Source organism: Saccharopolyspora sp. NPDC002686 (genome assembly GCF_040295745.1).
Taxonomy (GTDB): Bacteria; Actinomycetota; Actinomycetes; order Mycobacteriales; family Pseudonocardiaceae; genus Saccharopolyspora; species Saccharopolyspora oryzae.
In genome coordinates this window covers 30,545-46,002 of the sequence record NZ_JBEOVY010000013.1, presented here as the reverse complement: position 1 = coordinate 46,002, position 15,458 = coordinate 30,545, and the positions used below count along the sequence as shown (strand labels likewise).

The following is a 15,458-nucleotide window of genomic DNA, read 5'->3' as shown; positions in this document are numbered from 1 at the left end:
CCGGAGAGCGTTCCGGCCGGCTGCTGCAGCTGCTCGCCCTGGAACAGGAACGCGCCCAGCAGGGTGCGCAGCTGCTGCTCCGGGGCGTCGGGGGCTTGCACGATCAGCTCCCGCAGGTCGAAGCGGGCGTCGTCGGTGACCAGGCAGATCCCGCGGCCCGCCGCGGCCAGCGCTTGGGCGAAGGCCGACGAGCCGGTCTCAGCGGAGCCGGTGAGGGTCAGGCCCGCGCGGGTGACGGCGTCGTCGAGGACCAGCCGGGCGGCATTGGCCCGGTTCATCAGGATCAGCGGCTCGGTGACCAGCTCGGCCAGGCTGATCGTGGTGCGCTCGGCCCACGGGTGGTCGGGAGGCACCTGCGCGGTGACCGGAGTGCGGCCCAGGAACGCCGATTCCAGCGGAGCCGGCGCGGGATTGGTCGAGATGCCGATGTCGGCGTCGCTGTGCAGCAGCGTGTCGAAGACCTTGCTCGGTTCCTCCTGGATGGCGTCGCGGAGCGCGGGTCCCGCCGTGTCACCGCCCGCCATGAACGGTGCCAGCAGGTACGCGACCGTGGCCGGAGGGGCGACCACGGTCAGCGCGGCCTCTTCACCCCGGCCCACGGCCGCCATGGTGTCGACGGCCTGCTCGGCGCGGCGCACCAAGTCCTGGGCAACGGGGCGGAAGCGCCGACCAGCGGCGTTGAGCGCCAGCGAACCGGCGCCGCGGGTGAACAGGGCGACGCCGAGGTCCTTCTCCAAGGCGGCGAGCTGGCGCGAGATGGACGGTTGAGCGATGTGCAATCGGCGTGCCGCTGCGGTGACCGACTCGGTTTCGGCGACGGCGAGGAAGTAGCGCAGCACCCGCAGTTCCACGGTGACCTCCCGGATGGCATGCCTGCGAGGCATGAGGATCGTAGGAATCAAGTATTAGACGGCATCGGTGGCCGAATTCAAACTGTTGGCTGTCCGTCCTGGTTCCTCCGGCGCAGATCCGGAGGAACCGCGTCCCCGGAGGCTCCATGACTGTTCCACGCCCCGCCGGGCTCGCCGGTGCGTCGGGCCAAGCCCGTCGCGCGGGCCTCGCCTCGTTCGTCGGCACCACCATCGAGTGGTACGACTTCTACATCTACGGGACGGCGTCCGCGTTGGTCTTCGGGAAGCTGTTCTTCCCGGACGCCTCACCCGCCGCCGGTGTTCTCGCCTCCTTCGCGACGTTCTGGGTCGGTTTCCTGGCCCGTCCGCTCGGCGGCATCGTGTTCGGCCACTTCGGCGACCGGATGGGCCGCAAGGGCACCTTGGTCACCACGCTGCTGATGATGGGCGCGGCCACGTTCCTCATCGGGGTGCTGCCCACCCACGCCCAGATCGGGGTGGCGGCACCGTTCCTGCTGGCACTGCTGCGCGCCGTCCAGGGCATCGCCGTGGGCGGCGAATGGGGCGGGGCGGTGCTGATGGCGTCCGAGAGCGCGCCGAAGGGGCGCGGGTCGCTGTTCGCGATGCTGGTGCAGCAGGGCTCCCCGGCGGGGGCGATCCTGGCGACCCTGGTCTTCCTGGCCGCCGGGACCATGGACGACGCGGCCTTCGCCGCGTGGGGCTGGCGGGTGCCGTTCCTGCTGTCCGGTGTGCTCGTCGTGGTCGGGCTCGTGATCCGCATGAAGGTCGCGGAGTCGAACGAGTTCGAGCAGGTCAGGGAAAGCGGTGAGGTGGTGAGGCTGCCGATCGCCGAAGTGCTGCGCACCGCCTGGCGGACCGTGCTGCTGGGCATCGGCGCCTCGATCATGGGCATCTCGTCCGCGTACTTCACCAACACCTTCGTGCTGTCCTGGACCACCAACGAGCTGCACATGAACCGGCAGACGATGCTCTACGTCCTGCTCGGGGTCTCCGTCGTGCAGTTCCTGTGGCAGCCGCTGGCGGCGCTGATCTCCGAGCGGGTCGGCGAGGCCCGGTTCATGGTGTGGTCGCTGCTGGCCAACGTCGTCCTCGCCGGGCCGATGTTCCTGCTGGTCAGCACGGCGCAACCGGTCCTGGTCCTGGTCGGCATCGCGCTCGCCACGATCGCCGGCTCCGGGTACTACGCCGTGCTGGCCGGATTCCTCGCCCGCGCGTTCACCTCCCGGGTCCGCTACACCGGCATCTCGCTGTCGTACCAGCTGTGCTCGACGCTCATCGGCGGTACGACGCCGTTCGCGGCCCAGGCGCTGCTGACCGCCGGCGGCTCGATCTGGCCGGTGGTCGGGTTCTACGCGGCCCTGCTGCTGATCACCACGGGCTGCGTCGCCGCGCTCGCCAGGGCCACCGCGCGGCGCACGAGCCGGGTTCAAGCTCCGGCAGCCCTCTGACGACTCCCGAACGACAAGGAGATGACGACCTTGCGCCTCGACGCGGTGTTCCACAATGGACGATTCAGCACCCTCGACCCGGCTCGCCCCGCGGCTCGCGCCGTGGGTGTGCTGGGCGGTCGAATCGTCGCGCTCGACGAGGAGCTGGACGGCTGCACCGGGGATGTGGTCGTCGATCTCGACGGCGCGCACGCGGTGCCCGGCTTCAACGATGCCCACCACCACCTCAGCCTCGTCGGCAAGGGGCTGCGCGAGCTGGACGTGTCCTACACCGCCGCGCCCAGCCTCGACGCGCTGTACCAGGCGGTGGCCGAGCGGGCGGCGACGCTGCCCGCCGATGCCTGGGTGCTGGGCGCGGGCTACGACCAGAACAAGATCGGCGCCCATCCGACGGCCGCGGAACTGGACCGGGTGGCTCAAGGCCGTCCGGTCTGGCTGATGCACACCTCGCACCACATGGCAGTGGCCAGCACCGAAGCGTTCGCCCGGGCGGGGTTCGCCGACCTCGCAGCACTGCCAGACGTGCCAGGCGGTCACGTCGTGCGCGACGCCGACGGGCGGGCTGAGGGGCTGCTGCAGGAAACCGCGATGCAGCTGGTCGAACGCGCACTCCGCCCGGAGCCGACCGAGGAGTGGACCGCGAACATCGCAGCCGGGGCGCAGGCCGCCCTCGCAGTCGGCCTGACCAGCGCGACCGAACCGGGCATCGGCGTCGTCGACGGCATCGGCAACGGGCCGGCAGACCTGGACGCCTACCTGCGGGCGCGCGAGCGCGGCCTGCTCGGGGTCCGGATGACGGTCATGCCCTACATCACCGCACTGCACGATTGCGGCGCGTTGGAGCCGGGCACCACCTGGTACGGCCTCGACCTCGGGATGCGCACCGGCTTCGGCGACGAGTGGCTGCGGATCGGGCCGACGAAGATCCTCTCGGACGGTTCGCTGATCGGCCGCTCCGCGGCGATGTGCTGCGACTACCACGATTCCCCCGGGAACAGCGGGTTGCTGCAGTACGAGGCCGAGCAGATCCGCCGGTACGTCGTCGAGGCGCACCGCTGCGGCTGGCAGGTCGCCACGCACGCCATCGGCGACGCCGCGTTGGACGTCGTCCTCGACTCCTACGCGGAGGCGCAGCGGCTGCACCCGCGCGCGGACGTGCGCCACCGGATCGAGCACGCGGCGGTCACCAGCGATGCGCAGGTCGCCCGCATCGCGGAGCTCGGCCTGATCCCGGTGCCGCAGGGCCGGTTCCTGTCGGAGATCGGTGACGGATTGCTGTCGGCCCTCGGCCCGGTTCGGGGGCAACTGGCCTACCGGATGCGCTCGTTCCTGGATGCGGGGGTGGAGCTCCCGGGTTCCACGGACGCCCCGGTCGTCGCCGGTGACCCGCTGCTGAGCATCCACGACATGGTCAACCGGCGGACCGCCTCGGGAGCGCCGATCGGTCCGCACGAAGCCGTGACGGTGCGAGAAGCGTTGCGCGCTTACACGATCGGCTCCGCCTACGCCGTCCACGAAGAGCGCATCAAGGGGACCTTGGCCCGCGGCATGCTCGCCGACTTCGTCGTCCTCAGCGACGACTTGCTGGGGGTGGCGCCGGAACGCATCGGGGAGCTGACCGTCGGCGCCACCGTCGTCGGCGGCCGGATCGGCCATGACGCGGGGGCGTTGAAAGTCTCCTGAGACTGAACCCCCGATCACTTCAGGTAGATACGCAAGGGCTACGTAGTACCACCGATGTTCGCGCATTCGGGACTAAAGACACTGGTGTCAATCCGACGAAGCAGATCCGTTCAAGGCGAGACCATGCATCTCCTGTCCCCTCCCGACCGAACCGAGCCGCGGCCCCGACGCTCGTCGCGTCCCTCCCGACCGAGCGCCGCGGAGGTACTGCGGTACGGAGAGCGCTACGCGGACCTCCGTGACCGGCACCTCGCGGACACCTTGATCCTCGAGGATGCGGTGGAGGAGCGCGAGGAGATTTCGGCTCACGAGCGCATCACCTGCCACGTTCACCGTCGCTGGACACATGAATGCATCGCTTCGCCGATGCACGTCATCCCCGTCACCGGGCACCGCTGGTGCCGCCGCTGCGAGGCCGAGGCGTCCGTCGCGGTCGACGAGTTGACCGGATCGGTGACCGTGGTGTGCACGCGGTGCCGCCAGGTCCTCGAGACCGCGGCGAACCGGCAGGTCGTCCGGACCTGCCGAGCCAGCCTGGCCGCTGCGCACGAAAGCCGCCGTGCTCGCGCGCAGGCGCAGAGCTCCGCCTCGGCAGCGGCCTGACCGGTCAGCAAGAGCCGGCACGAGCGACGGTCGCACCTGTCATTGATCATCGTTGAACGGCACGTCGACCGGACCTACCGCGCGAGACGTGACTTCCGCGCCGGACCAGGATGATCACTTGCCGTCGTGGTCGCACCGATCCGGTTCGGCACCGGAACGGGCGGCCGGCGGGTGGCGGTGGTCGTTGCCAGGTCGCAGCATCTTTGGACGTGTCCCGAAGGGCGCGGTCGGGAGCGGGAGGACCTGGGTGATGCAGGCGGATCTGGTGCTCGAGGGCGGCGGGGTCAAGGGGATCGGCACGATGGGTGCCGTCCTCGGGCTGATGGAGCGCGGCTACGCGTTTCCGCGGATCGCCGGTACCTCCGTCGGGGCGGTGGTGGCGGCGCTGGTGGCCGCCGGGGCCGACACCAGGCAGCTCCGCGGAGCCATGGGTCGGCTCGAACTGTCCCAGGTGCCGGACCGGATGCCGCCGCACGTGCCGCTGATCAGCGAAGCGCTCGCGCTGTTCACCCGGAACGGTGCCTACGAGGGCGATTACCTGAAGGATTGGTTGGACCGCGAGCTGCAGGCGCTCGGCGTCACCACGTTCGGCGATCTGCGCCGCGAGCCCGACGGTGACGACGGCAACCTGCACGACGACCAGCGCTACAAGCTGGTCGTGCTGGCCACGGACATCACCCGTGGTCGGCTGCTGCGGTTGCCGTGGGACTACCACCGGTTCCACCTCGATCCCGACCGGCAGTCCGTCGCCGACGCGGTGCGGATGTCGATGTCCATCCCGCTGTTCTTCGAGCCCCAGCAGCTCACCGATCCGGTCACCGGGGAGACCTCGGTGGTCGTCGATGGTGCGGTGCTGTCGAACTTCGCAGTCGAGATCTTCGACCGCACCGACGGGCGGCAGGCGCGCTGGCCCACCTACGGGGTCCGGATCATGCCCGACCTGCCCACGGGGATGGACCACGTCTTCCCCACGCTCGGGCTGCCGCTGCCGCCGCCGTTCGAACTGCTCAAGAAGGTCGTCGTCACGGCGTTCGTGGGCAACGACCAGACCCACCTCGACCGCCCCGACGTCCGCGACCGCACGATCACCATCGACACGGCGGAGGTGGGCATCACCGAGTTCGACGTGGACCCCGAGATGGTGCAGGCCTTGATCCACCACGGGAGGGAAGCGGTCGACGCCTTCTTCGCCGACCGGCCGGGTTGAACCCGCCAGCCGGTTCACGGCCTATTGCTACGGCGAGGCGCACCTGCGATCATCCATTTGGGTGGTCTCGCCGCGTGCATTTGGTGTATGCCGACCGGGGGTGTTCGGTGGCTCGCATCCCAGAGCGCTGGGGCAGCGGGCGGAGGGGACTGCCGTGAACCCAGCAAGCGCTGGCTCGTCGACTTTGGTGCGTCTTGGTCGCCGCTGCGGAAAGTCGGCGGCGCAACGCCACCATGACGGGAGGGCCCGTGATGACTACCGGCAGCGAGTCACCGATCTACGACACGTTGATCGGTGAGCTGTTGTGCGACCCCGAGAAGACGTGGAGCGTGCCGCCACCGCCCAGCTTTGCCGAACTCCTCGACGGCCAGTCGGCCGATGGTGCCCATTTCGATACCGCTGCCCCCGAATGGCCGGTCTCCGCTGAGTGAGTCGGCGCGCGGCGACCGCGTCGCTCCAACTGTTCTCGTGAAACCCGCCCGGCGATCATCGGGGCAGGGGCCAGCCGTCCTCGGCGCCGCGGATCGTGGCCGGGCAGTGCTTGCGCTGACGGCCGGAGCGGGTCGACCCCGGCTTCCCGCAGAGCAGTGCGAGGCCGAAGAACCAGCCCGCTCCCACCAGGGATACGAGCAGTGCCTGCGTGTACCAGTTCTCGCTCGTGGACTCGGTTGTGATTTCGCCGGTCCACACCAGACCGATCAGGCGGACGTTGCACCACATGGCAGAGCTGAACAGTGCGATGAATGCGATCCAGAGCGGAAGGCGTAGCAGCCAACCTCTCCGGTGTGATTGTGATTGTTCCATGTCGCGTGATCCTGGCACTGCTCCGACCGGCCACAAGTTGCTCGACCCTTTGAGGTGACGCTCGCCTGATCGACAGTTCAGCAGTGCAGGTCGTCAAGATCGCGCCCGGTTATGTGATTTTGTTGTGCAACAAGTCTTTTGAATTATGGCGTCCGAGAATTTTCTTGCGCAGTCAAGGATGTATCGGCCACGAGCGGGTTGAATCCGATCGTCTCAACAGGACAGTCAGCACGTACCGTCGTAAGGTCGCTTGCAGGATGTTCGCGATAACCCCGAACTGTCGCGAGCACCTCAGAGAGCGATCTCCGGCGGTTCCCCGGCTCCGGCTTCTCCGCTATCGAAGTTGATCCGCTCTCTAGCGGCGGTGGCGCGCGGCGTTTCTTTCCCTCGGATGACCGGGCGTCGCCGCCGCGCTCCGCCTCCTCGATTTGTCCGAGTTCGCCGGCCAACCGCTATCGGGGTACGGCGGGGCCTCCGCCATTCACGCGGTGCGTGAGCTGCGGCTCGGCCCCATAACTCCTGATGAGGCCGAGCCGCGAGATCGTGCATTGAACACTGTGGACACTTGCGCTTGTTGCTGTGCGGCTCGTGGGCTAGTGCCGATCAGCCGCAGCCTGCTGGTTGAATTCGGTCGCGGTTGGTGAGCCTGGCGTGGTGGCCATCTCCGGCAGCAGGAGTCCGAGTGCGCGGGCGGCGTTGGGCAGTCCGGCACCGGAGCGGGTGGGGTCCGCCGGGGCGACCAGTTGGCTGCTGGTGCAGATGGTGTGGAACAGGTATCCGACGCGTGCGGCGTTGCGGACCCGGAACCAGTCGCGGAAGCCGTCGTGGTGGGCCAGCACCAGTGCGGTGAGGCCGGTGATGTGCGCCGCTGCGATCGCGGTGCCGTCGCGGAGCGTGTAGCCGTCCGCAGGCGCGGCTACCGGGATCGCCACGCCCGGCGCGCACACGTCGACCTCGCGGCCGAAGCAGTTGAAGGCAGGAGAGAAGTAGCCGTCAGCGCTCGTGCGCCGGCCGCTGGCCTGCAGGTGGTGCTGGCTGTCGACGGGGAACTCGCCGACTTTGCCCAGGGCGGCGACGGTGAGCACCGAGGGCAGGGTGCCGGGGAAGGTGACCATTCCGCCGTTGTTGCCCGCGGGAGCGATGCAGGCGATGCCGGCGTTGCAGGCGTCGAGGACCTTGAGGGCGACCAGCTCGGAGGCGTGCGTGCTGCCCAGGCTGAGGTGCGCGATGTCGATCTCGTGATCGATGCAGTAGTCGAGCGCCTTGATCAGATGGCTGAACCGGCCGTTCGGGAAGATCTTGCACGCGTGCACTTCGGCGTCCAGGGCGATGCCGGAGATGCCCGTCGTGTCGTCGGTGCCGGTGATGATGCCGGCGCAGGCCGTGCCGTGACCGATCTCGTCTGCGGTCCAGGTGTCGGCGTCGTCCGCGGTGAAGTCGTGGCCGGCCACGATGCGGCCAGCCAGATCCGGGTGCTCGACGTCCACGCCGGAGTCCAGGATCGCGATCCGCACGCCGTCGGCGCGGTGGGTCGGGGGGACGAGGTCCAATCCGAGCGCTTCGTGGCCCCATCCGGTGATCTGGCGCTGGGGGAACTGCTCGAAGGTCTCCGACATCCTCTTGAGCACCACGACGTTCTCGTCCGCCGAAAGCGCCGGACGTTCGACCCGCCGGCTCCAGTGGTCCTGAGCCGATTGCACGCGCAGTTCGCGGACGGTCTCCAGCGTGTCGTCGGGTAGTTCGAGCACGACCCGACCGTCCGCGCCGGTGCGACCCCGCGCCGGCCAGGTGGCGCCGAGCAGGATCACGTCGATCCCTTCGAGCGGGACGTGCTTGCTGTCGGTGACCAGCACCGGCACGCGGGTTGGTTCGCGGAGCCCGACGATGACGTCGGGGTCGGGCAGGGCGAGCGGGTTGACCACCGGATTGGGGTCGCCGTAGCTGAGCGGCATGTCGGGTTCGACCAGGAGTTGGACCGAGCCGCGCAGGGAGGCGGCGCGCTCGGGCGGCATCTCGACCACGGCGATCTCCGGGCAGGCCGGCTCGATCGCCGTCCTCGAGCCCTGCCGTCGGGGCAACCGGGCGAGCAGCCGGGTGTCCGGCTGTTCGGACAGCCACTGGAACAGGGCGTCGGGATCGGCCGCCGCTGGCTGCACGCCCGGCGGTAGCAGGTGCGGTGGGCGCACCGCGACCAGGTACTGCTCAGGACGCTGGTGGATCGTGCCCGCTGCATCCGCATCCGACTGCGGGCGCCGGCCATTGCCGGAACTGCTCCCGGCGGCCCCGCCGTGCTCGTTGATCTTGTTGTTGTTCTTCTTGTCTGACATCGCCCATCAGCCCTTTTCACATCCGAACCGGGTGTCGCGCCAATGCGCACGACACCCGGTCGACATTTCGCAAATCATGTCCGGCGGCCCATCGGCGGCGCCGTCGAATCGAAGATCACCAGCGGGAGATCACCAGCCGAACGGGTTCTGCTCGAATTGCGGCCCGAACGGCAGCTGCTGCTGGCCGAACTGCTCCTGCGTCCAGGACGGCGGCTGGCTCCAGAGCTGCGAGCTCCACGGCTGCTGCTGGCTCCACGGCTGCTGGCCGAAGGGCTGCTGTTGGCTCCAGGCCTGCTGGCTCCAGGGCTGCTGGTTCCAGGACTGTTGCCCGAAGGGCTGCTGCTGGCTCCACGGCTGCTGTTGGCTCCACGGCTGCTGCTGGCTCCAGGGCTGCTGGCCGAACGACTGCTGGCTGCCGCAGATCGATTTGACGGTTTCGAGCACGATCGGTGCCACGCGTCGTGCCGCCTCCATCGTGACGTTGGCTTGTGCCTGCGGTGTGAGCTGCCCCTGAACCGCGAGGAACTGGCGCGCTGCTGGATCCCGCTGCAGGTGGTCCAACACCGCGGTCAACGCCGCCGAGGAAATGCTGAAGATCCCTTCCTGGATTCCGCGCTGACCGAACTGCTGCCCGTACTGCACCTGGCCGGGCTGCTGCGGAACGGGCGGCATCTGCTGTCCGAATCCGCCGTACGGAGTTTGCTGCACGCCCTGCCCCATACCGGACATCTGGGTGGGAACCTGAACTTGCGGGGAAATCTGCTGTGTCGCCATGCCAGCAGTCATCATTTTCACCTTTCACATTCGGTTATTCCGGCGAATCGAAGCTATGACCGAGCTGGAAAGATCGCACGGCGGGGCCAGGTCGGATCACCGAGGCGTGTAGTACCGGCAGGTACATGTTTCTTGCAGGGATTGAGTTTTAGCGACCATGTGTACAAGCGTTCAGTTCTTCCTCAGGTGAACTCGGCGGTATGAGCCGGAAAAGTGTCCACCTTCGGTGGCAATAAGTCTATTGTGGACTGTCTAGATCTCGTGTGGCTGCGATGTTTTCCGGGCCTTCGAGGAAGGGGGGCGAGAGTCCGGCGCGGATCAGGGGTCAGTGGTCAGAGCGCCATGCAGGCCTAGGCGGAGCAGTCGGATGTCGAGCGATCCGACTTGCTGGAGCAACGTCGCACGAAATACCTGTGATGCGTGAAACCTGCCATCGGCTGAACCCCGGACGGTGGAATTCGCCGCGAACCGGTGGAGCCCGCCACGTTGGCTATGTGCTTAGCGGTCTCTCCGGCGGATATTCACCAACTGCTTTCCCTTTCGGTTAATGTCTCCATTGTCGGCGAGGGTGACGGCGGTGAGTCGTCTGGTTGTGGGCGAGCGCGGGCTCCGCAGTGCAGCGCGTCTTCTTCTGTCCTGCACCGTGCGCGTCTACTGTGGAACATGCATGCCATCGCCACGCGGCCGGCCCTGTCGTCGACGGCGAGGACGGCGGTGTGACCACTTCTCGTTGCTGATTTTCGCTTCGCGAACCGTTCTCGTCGGCTGGTCGATACATGATCAACCAGTCGCCCTCTTGCCCGTCAGGAGGTGTTATGCAGACTCCAGCCGGCATGCCGAGTTCAGGGTCGACGGAGGAGCCGCAGGGAGTTGCCCGGCCTTCTGCGGAGATCCCCGAGTCGGTGAGCATCCCACGTCCTGCTCGTGAACCCGGTGCGCATGTGCGGCGGCCGCAACTGATCTACACCCGCGGTCCTGATGCGGGGACGGGGTTCGAGGTGGAGCCGCCTTGCGTGCTGGGGCGCGATCGGGGGTGCGATGCGGTGCTCGATGATCCCACGGTGTCCCGCTTCCACGCCCAGTTGCTGCTGATCGGCGACCGCTACGTGCTGGCCGATGTGGGCTCGCTGAACGGAACCTTCGTCAACGGCAGGCCCGTCGATCGGGCCGAGCTCGCCGACGGGGACGCGGTGTGGATCGGGAAGTTCCACCTCCGCTTCCACCTGCCCTCCCCGGATCAACCTTGAAGATCACGTTCCCAGGATCCGGGTTCCCCGTGAGCCGGCGTCTGGTGTCCTCCTTGCTGGACGCCGTGCTCGCGGGTCGGGTGGTCGCCGGCGGGATCATTCCGGGTCGTCGAGCGGCTGCCGGGTCGTGGCCGGTTCGTCCGTCGAGCGTTGGTCGTCGTGGGGTGCGGTGACCCACCACGTTGCTCGTCGCGTGTCGGCCACCCGGTGCAGACGGACGTGAGGGCGGTCGAGCATGCGGGCCGCCCAGGGTTGGACCCCGTCGCGGGTGGCGCGTTGTGCGGGTTCGTCCTCGCTGGGGGTGGCGGGCATGGTGACGGACTCGTGCCACGTCCCGTCCACGTCGACGAATCCGAGCACCCAGCGGGGCGGATCCAGCTCCAGCTGGACCACGATGTTGTGGTGCGGGGGTGTGGGCGCGGCCCGCCGCGGCTTGTGCGTCACTTGCGTCCTCGCAGCGGTGTGGGTGGGGGACAGTGGTCGGCGCGGGGGATCGCGTCGCTGAGCTTCATCCCGGGCAGCGGCACGTTGATGATCACGGCGCACGTGAATCGAACGGTACGATCCGACCGACTAGCCGAACATGGTGCAGAGCACCAGTTCTCGGAAGATCTGAACAGATGGTAGCCATCCTGGGTGCGGCGGTGCGAAGTCGACTTTCGTGCTGCGGGCGGTGCCCCGGACCGAGCACAGCACGAGTCCGGGACACGCCTCTTTCAGAGCTGGCTGCGTTGAGAGCTCATCATGCGCCATGAAGGTGCTGTTCCTCAGCGTCGGCTTCGGAAACCGCGCTGAGGTCGTAGCCCCTGTGCCCCACTTGCTCGCTGCGGGGCTCGCCGCGCACGGCATCCGGCAGGCTCAGGCCTCGCAACTCGGTCGACTGCTTGACGACCTCGTGCAGCAGTGACTCCAAAGCCGCGCCCGCCTCCCGTCTCTGCCGTTCCGCTTGCTCGCAGATCCGGCGACTGCGTTCCTCGCTCTCGGCGTTTCGCCGCTCGCATCGCTGCCGTGTTCGGTCGAGCAGACCTTCGGCGTCGTGCTGCGCTATCGAGGTGATCCGCTTGTATTCCCGCCGAACGTTCCGCCGGAGACGGTGCTCGCGCTCGTGGTGCTCCCTCTTCAGCTGGGCCGCTTCTCGATCCAGGGCAGCCTGGCGCCGCGCCAAGCGGCGGGCGAGGTCGCAGGCCTGGGTCCTGATCTGCTCAGCCGCCTGCTCGGCCTCGGCCAAGACGACCTCGGCCTGCGCCTGCGCCTGCTCGATGATCGTGGTCGCCCGCTTCTCCGCGAACTCGACGATCTCCGAGTCAGGCGTTGGGCCGGAATCCTTGGCCGAAAGCTCGTCCCGGAGCCGGCGTACTTCGGCTTCGAGCAGGGCGACGTGCTCGATGACCTGCGCCCGATCGAACCCGCGCCATCGCCCGGCAAAATCAGGTCGAGCCGGAACAACATCATTCATTGCGCCTCCAACCCCCCAACTGGAGCGCGATATCTGAACGCCGCGAACCCGGTGAACGGCCTCCCCAGCCACGATCTTCGCAGGTAGGCCGACTCGGTGACGGCGAAACCATCATGGGTGCCGCACCACGGCGCAGCGAGGTCAACTCACCGCTGTCACCCGGGGTAGCGATATGCCGGGCATCGTGCTGCGCGTCTTCGGGCCCGGGAATGGTGGTCCAGCTCCGCCCGGCCCGCTCTCATCGTTAGAACAGGGATTCGAGTCGACGGTGCAGCGTCGGCTGCGGATCCGACAGGACAGGCGTTCGCATGCGGTCCTTCAACGCCGTCGGTCGACGCGTTCGACCACGGCTGAGGTGCTGGGGCTGGTTGTCAGCAGAGCCCGCATGGTGGCCAGAACGGCCCGGACTTGAGGATCTTGTTCGGTGCGCCAGGCGCATCGGGCGCGGGTAGGTCGCGCAGCGCTTCGAGCGTGGCGGCGAGGGTGCCCGACGATTGCCAGACGACGCCGCTGCCAGGACTTGCCACGAGCAGTCGGACACCGAGCGCCCGTTGCCGGTTGGCGACCCAGAGCGCATCGGTGTGCTCGGGCCAGCTCAGCACACCCACGAGCCACTCCGGGCGGCCGAGTGCGTCGGTCAAGATCCAGAAGGTCCACAGCGTGTGGAGGCCAACAATGATCGCGAGCTCGGGGTAGAGCTCCAGCACTTCGTTGACGCTGGTCACGACACGGCATCCTTCTGCAGTGGACAGGTCGGTCCTGCTTCGTCCGCTCAGCGCAACACCAGTCAGTACCGGACATCCACTGTGGACCGCTGAAGCGAGCTACCGCCGACTGTGATGTCTGCCCGAGCAAAGATGGCCGCCAGCTTACCGCTCCGTCCCGGATGTGCAGCTCGTAGATCACGTTCGTGTCGTTCGGCAGTCCGGGCTACCCGCCGCGCGCCGGTTGCACCTGGAACTCGTCCTGCCTGATATTCAGCTTCTCGGTTGGATTTTCGACGCGCGGGCGACCTCGATGCCCAGGCCAACGGGGCGAGTCGATCGATTTCCCGCTGTAACCCGTTAGCGGTAACATGGTCTCGTTCCCGTCGCACGTGCCGTGCCGCTGGGGGTGGCGATGTCCACGGTGGACGAGTCCGCGCGGGCCCGGCAGGTGGCCGAGGAGGCCCGCGAGTCCCGCTGGGATCGGCCGAGTTTCGGCCGGGAGTTGTTCCTCGGGCGGTTGCGGGTCGACTTGATCGATCCGTTGCCCGAGCAAGAACCCGCGACCGGTGGTGCGGAGTTCCTCGAACGGCTGCGCGAGTTCTGCGCGAACGAGGTGGACGGGCAGCAGATCGAACGCGACTCCTGGATCCCGGACGAGGTGATCAACGGCCTCAAGGCGCTCGGGGCCTTCGGCATCAGGATTCCCGAGGAGTACGGCGGGCTGGGCTTGTCGGCGGTGGACTACCACCGCGCGCTGATGCTCGTCGCCACGGTTCACCCGTCGATCGGGGCGTTGCTCTCGGCGCACCAGTCGGTGGGTGTGCCGCAGCCGGTCCAGTTGTTCGGTACCCCGGCGCAGAAGCGGGAGTTCCTGCCGCGTTGCGTCCGCGAGATCACCGCGTTCCTGCTCACCGAACCGGACGTGGGCAGCGACCCGGCACGGCTGGCGGCCACGGCGGTGCCCGGCGAGGACGGGCAGAGCTACACCCTCAACGGGGTGAAGCTGTGGACCACCAATGGTGTGCTGGCCGACTTGCTCGTGGTGCTGGCCAGGGTGCCCGCCTCGGAAGGGCACCGCGGTGGCATCACCGCGTTCGTCGTCGAAGGCGACGCTCCCGGTATCACCGTGGAGAACCGCAATGCGTTCCTCGGCCTGCGCGGGATCGAGAACGGCGTGACCCGGCTGCACGACGTGGTGGTCCCCGCGGGCAATCGGATCGGCCGGGAGGGGGAGGGGCTCAAGATCGCGCTGACCACGCTCAACGCCGGTCGGCTCGCCCTTCCCGCGATGTGCGCGGCAGCCGCGAAGTGGTGCCTGAAGATCGCACGGGAGTGGTCGGCGCGGCGGGTGCAGTGGGGCAGGCCGATCGGTGCGCACGAGGCGATCGCCGGCAAGGTCTCGTTCACCGCGGCCACCGCGTTCGCCCTGGAGGCCCTGGTCGAGGTGTCCGGTCGGCTGGCCGATGCCGACCGGCACGACATCCGCATCGAGGCGGCGCTGGCCAAGCTCTACGGTTCCGAGCTGGCCTGGCAGGTCGCGGACGATCTGGTGCAGATCCGCGGCGGGCGCGGGTACGAGACGGCCGCGTCGCTGGCAGCGCGCGGCGAACGCGGGGTACCGGTCGAGCAGCTGCTGCGCGACCTGCGCATCAACCGGATCTTCGAGGGATCCAGCGAGATCATGAGGTTGCTGATCGCGCGGGAAGCCGTGGACGTGCACCTGTCGGTGGCCGGCGACCTCATCGACCCGAAGGCGGACCTGTCGCGCAAGGCGAGCGCCGCTGCCCGCGCTGGTGGTTTCTACGCCCGCTGGTTGCCGTCGCTGGCGGTCGGGAAGGGGCAACTGCCGGCCGGTTTCGCCGGGTACGGGCAGTTGGCCGGGCACTTGCGGTTTATCGAGCGCGCCACCCGCCGGGTCGCCCGGCACACCTTCTACGGGATGTCGCGCTGGCAGGCGGAGCTGGAGCACCGCCAGCTGTTCCTGGGACGGATCGTGGACATCGGCGCCGAGTTGTACGCGATGAGCGCTGCCTGCGTGTACGCGCGGTCCGAGGGGCAGGACGAGTCGGCGGTGGAGCTGGCCGACACCTTCTGCCGACACGCCCGGTGTCGCGTCGAGCGGCTGTTCCGCGATCTGTGGCACAACACCGATGCCCACGACCGAGCCCTGGCGCGAGCGGTGCTGGAGGGCCGCTACTCCTGGCTGGAGGAGGGGATCTTCGACCCGTCCATCGACGGCCCGTGGATCGCCGAGGCAACGGCCGGACCGTCCCAGCACGAGAACCACCGGCGACGGGTGCCCCGTGCTGGAGAGGCGTACCCGTAGTCGG

14 protein-coding genes are annotated in these 15,458 nt (G+C 68.4%); 7 read left to right on the top strand and 7 right to left on the bottom strand.

All coding sequences use genetic code 11. The annotated features are described in order from the left end of the window. Positions 1–884, bottom strand: an 884-nt coding sequence (locus ABTZ89_RS03530; protein WP_351039625.1) for a LysR family transcriptional regulator, incomplete at its 3' end; no start/stop codon positions are given. A gap of 113 nt (positions 885–997) precedes the next feature. On the opposite strand from ABTZ89_RS03530, the gene ABTZ89_RS03525 reads away from it, so the two are divergent. The 5 genes from ABTZ89_RS03525 (at position 998) to ABTZ89_RS03505 (ending at position 6,244) form a co-directional block, all read left to right on the top strand. Continuing rightward, positions 998–2,320, top strand: coding sequence for an MFS transporter (locus ABTZ89_RS03525; protein ID WP_351039622.1), 1,323 nt, complete (start codon positions 998–1,000; stop codon positions 2,318–2,320). Positions 2,321–2,341: 21 nt separating this feature from the next. Next, a complete protein-coding gene (locus tag ABTZ89_RS03520; protein ID WP_351039619.1) occupies positions 2,342–4,003 on the top strand; it encodes an amidohydrolase in 1,662 nt (553 codons plus the stop codon). Positions 4,004–4,369: 366 nt separating this feature from the next. Further along, on the top strand, positions 4,370–4,606 hold the full coding sequence (locus ABTZ89_RS03515; RefSeq protein ID WP_270946431.1) for a hypothetical protein: 237 nt from the start codon (positions 4,370–4,372) through the stop codon (positions 4,604–4,606). A gap of 250 nt (positions 4,607–4,856) precedes the next feature. Further along, entirely contained in the window at positions 4,857–5,813 is a 957-nt protein-coding gene (locus ABTZ89_RS03510; protein WP_351039627.1) for a patatin-like phospholipase family protein, read from the top strand. Positions 5,814–6,064: 251 nt separating this feature from the next. Then, complete coding sequence (locus ABTZ89_RS03505) at positions 6,065–6,244, top strand: hypothetical protein (protein WP_351039616.1); 180 nt, start codon at positions 6,065–6,067, stop codon at positions 6,242–6,244. Between the two features lie 55 nt (positions 6,245–6,299). Here the strand turns inward: ABTZ89_RS03505 and ABTZ89_RS03500 are convergent, their stop codons facing one another. From ABTZ89_RS03500 to ABTZ89_RS03490, 3 genes are all read right to left on the bottom strand, one after another. Further along, the gene (locus tag ABTZ89_RS03500) at positions 6,300–6,533 is read right to left on the bottom strand and encodes a hypothetical protein (protein ID WP_351039613.1); all 234 of its coding nucleotides are present in this window, start codon (positions 6,531–6,533) and stop codon (positions 6,300–6,302) included. Positions 6,534–7,210: 677 nt separating this feature from the next. After that, the gene (locus tag ABTZ89_RS03495) at positions 7,211–8,944 is read right to left on the bottom strand and encodes a S8 family serine peptidase (protein WP_351039610.1); all 1,734 of its coding nucleotides are present in this window, start codon (positions 8,942–8,944) and stop codon (positions 7,211–7,213) included. Between the two features lie 129 nt (positions 8,945–9,073). Then, the gene (locus tag ABTZ89_RS03490) at positions 9,074–9,730 is read right to left on the bottom strand and encodes a hypothetical protein (RefSeq protein ID WP_351039607.1); all 657 of its coding nucleotides are present in this window, start codon (positions 9,728–9,730) and stop codon (positions 9,074–9,076) included. Between the two features lie 764 nt (positions 9,731–10,494). On the opposite strand from ABTZ89_RS03490, the gene ABTZ89_RS03485 reads away from it, so the two are divergent. Then, positions 10,495–10,965 (top strand): FHA domain-containing protein, encoded by a 471-nt coding sequence (locus ABTZ89_RS03485; protein ID WP_351039604.1) that lies wholly within the window; start codon positions 10,495–10,497, stop codon positions 10,963–10,965. Between the two features lie 96 nt (positions 10,966–11,061). Here the strand turns inward: ABTZ89_RS03485 and ABTZ89_RS03480 are convergent, their stop codons facing one another. The 3 genes from ABTZ89_RS03480 to ABTZ89_RS03470 form a co-directional block, all read right to left on the bottom strand. Further along, complete coding sequence (locus ABTZ89_RS03480) at positions 11,062–11,409, bottom strand: hypothetical protein (protein ID WP_351039602.1); 348 nt, start codon at positions 11,407–11,409, stop codon at positions 11,062–11,064. A gap of 298 nt (positions 11,410–11,707) precedes the next feature. After that, positions 11,708–12,421 (bottom strand): hypothetical protein, encoded by a 714-nt coding sequence (locus ABTZ89_RS03475; protein ID WP_351039599.1) that lies wholly within the window; start codon positions 12,419–12,421, stop codon positions 11,708–11,710. Between the two features lie 371 nt (positions 12,422–12,792). Next, complete coding sequence (locus ABTZ89_RS03470) at positions 12,793–13,146, bottom strand: hypothetical protein (RefSeq protein WP_270946423.1); 354 nt, start codon at positions 13,144–13,146, stop codon at positions 12,793–12,795. Between the two features lie 394 nt (positions 13,147–13,540). On the opposite strand from ABTZ89_RS03470, the gene ABTZ89_RS03465 reads away from it, so the two are divergent. Further along, the gene (locus tag ABTZ89_RS03465) at positions 13,541–15,454 is read left to right on the top strand and encodes an acyl-CoA dehydrogenase family protein (RefSeq protein WP_351039596.1); all 1,914 of its coding nucleotides are present in this window, start codon (positions 13,541–13,543) and stop codon (positions 15,452–15,454) included. The last annotated feature ends 4 nt before the right edge of the window (positions 15,455–15,458 follow it).

Coding starts and splice junctions, on each gene's coding strand:
- ABTZ89_RS03525 (WP_351039622.1), top strand. CDS start 998: ATGACTGTTCCACGCCCCGCCGGGCTCGCCGGTGCGTCGGGCCAAGCC.
- ABTZ89_RS03520 (WP_351039619.1), top strand. CDS start 2,342: ATGACGACCTTGCGCCTCGACGCGGTGTTCCACAATGGACGATTCAGC.
- ABTZ89_RS03515 (WP_270946431.1), top strand. CDS start 4,370: ATGCACGTCATCCCCGTCACCGGGCACCGCTGGTGCCGCCGCTGCGAG.
- ABTZ89_RS03510 (WP_351039627.1), top strand. CDS start 4,857: ATGCAGGCGGATCTGGTGCTCGAGGGCGGCGGGGTCAAGGGGATCGGC.
- ABTZ89_RS03505 (WP_351039616.1), top strand. CDS start 6,065: ATGACTACCGGCAGCGAGTCACCGATCTACGACACGTTGATCGGTGAG.
- ABTZ89_RS03500 (WP_351039613.1), bottom strand. CDS start 6,533: ATGTGGTGCAACGTCCGCCTGATCGGTCTGGTGTGGACCGGCGAAATC.
- ABTZ89_RS03495 (WP_351039610.1), bottom strand. CDS start 8,944: ATGTCAGACAAGAAGAACAACAACAAGATCAACGAGCACGGCGGGGCC.
- ABTZ89_RS03490 (WP_351039607.1), bottom strand. CDS start 9,730: ATGACTGCTGGCATGGCGACACAGCAGATTTCCCCGCAAGTTCAGGTT.
- ABTZ89_RS03485 (WP_351039604.1), top strand. CDS start 10,495: ATGATCAACCAGTCGCCCTCTTGCCCGTCAGGAGGTGTTATGCAGACT.
- ABTZ89_RS03475 (WP_351039599.1), bottom strand. CDS start 12,421: ATGAATGATGTTGTTCCGGCTCGACCTGATTTTGCCGGGCGATGGCGC.
- ABTZ89_RS03465 (WP_351039596.1), top strand. CDS start 13,541: ATGTCCACGGTGGACGAGTCCGCGCGGGCCCGGCAGGTGGCCGAGGAG.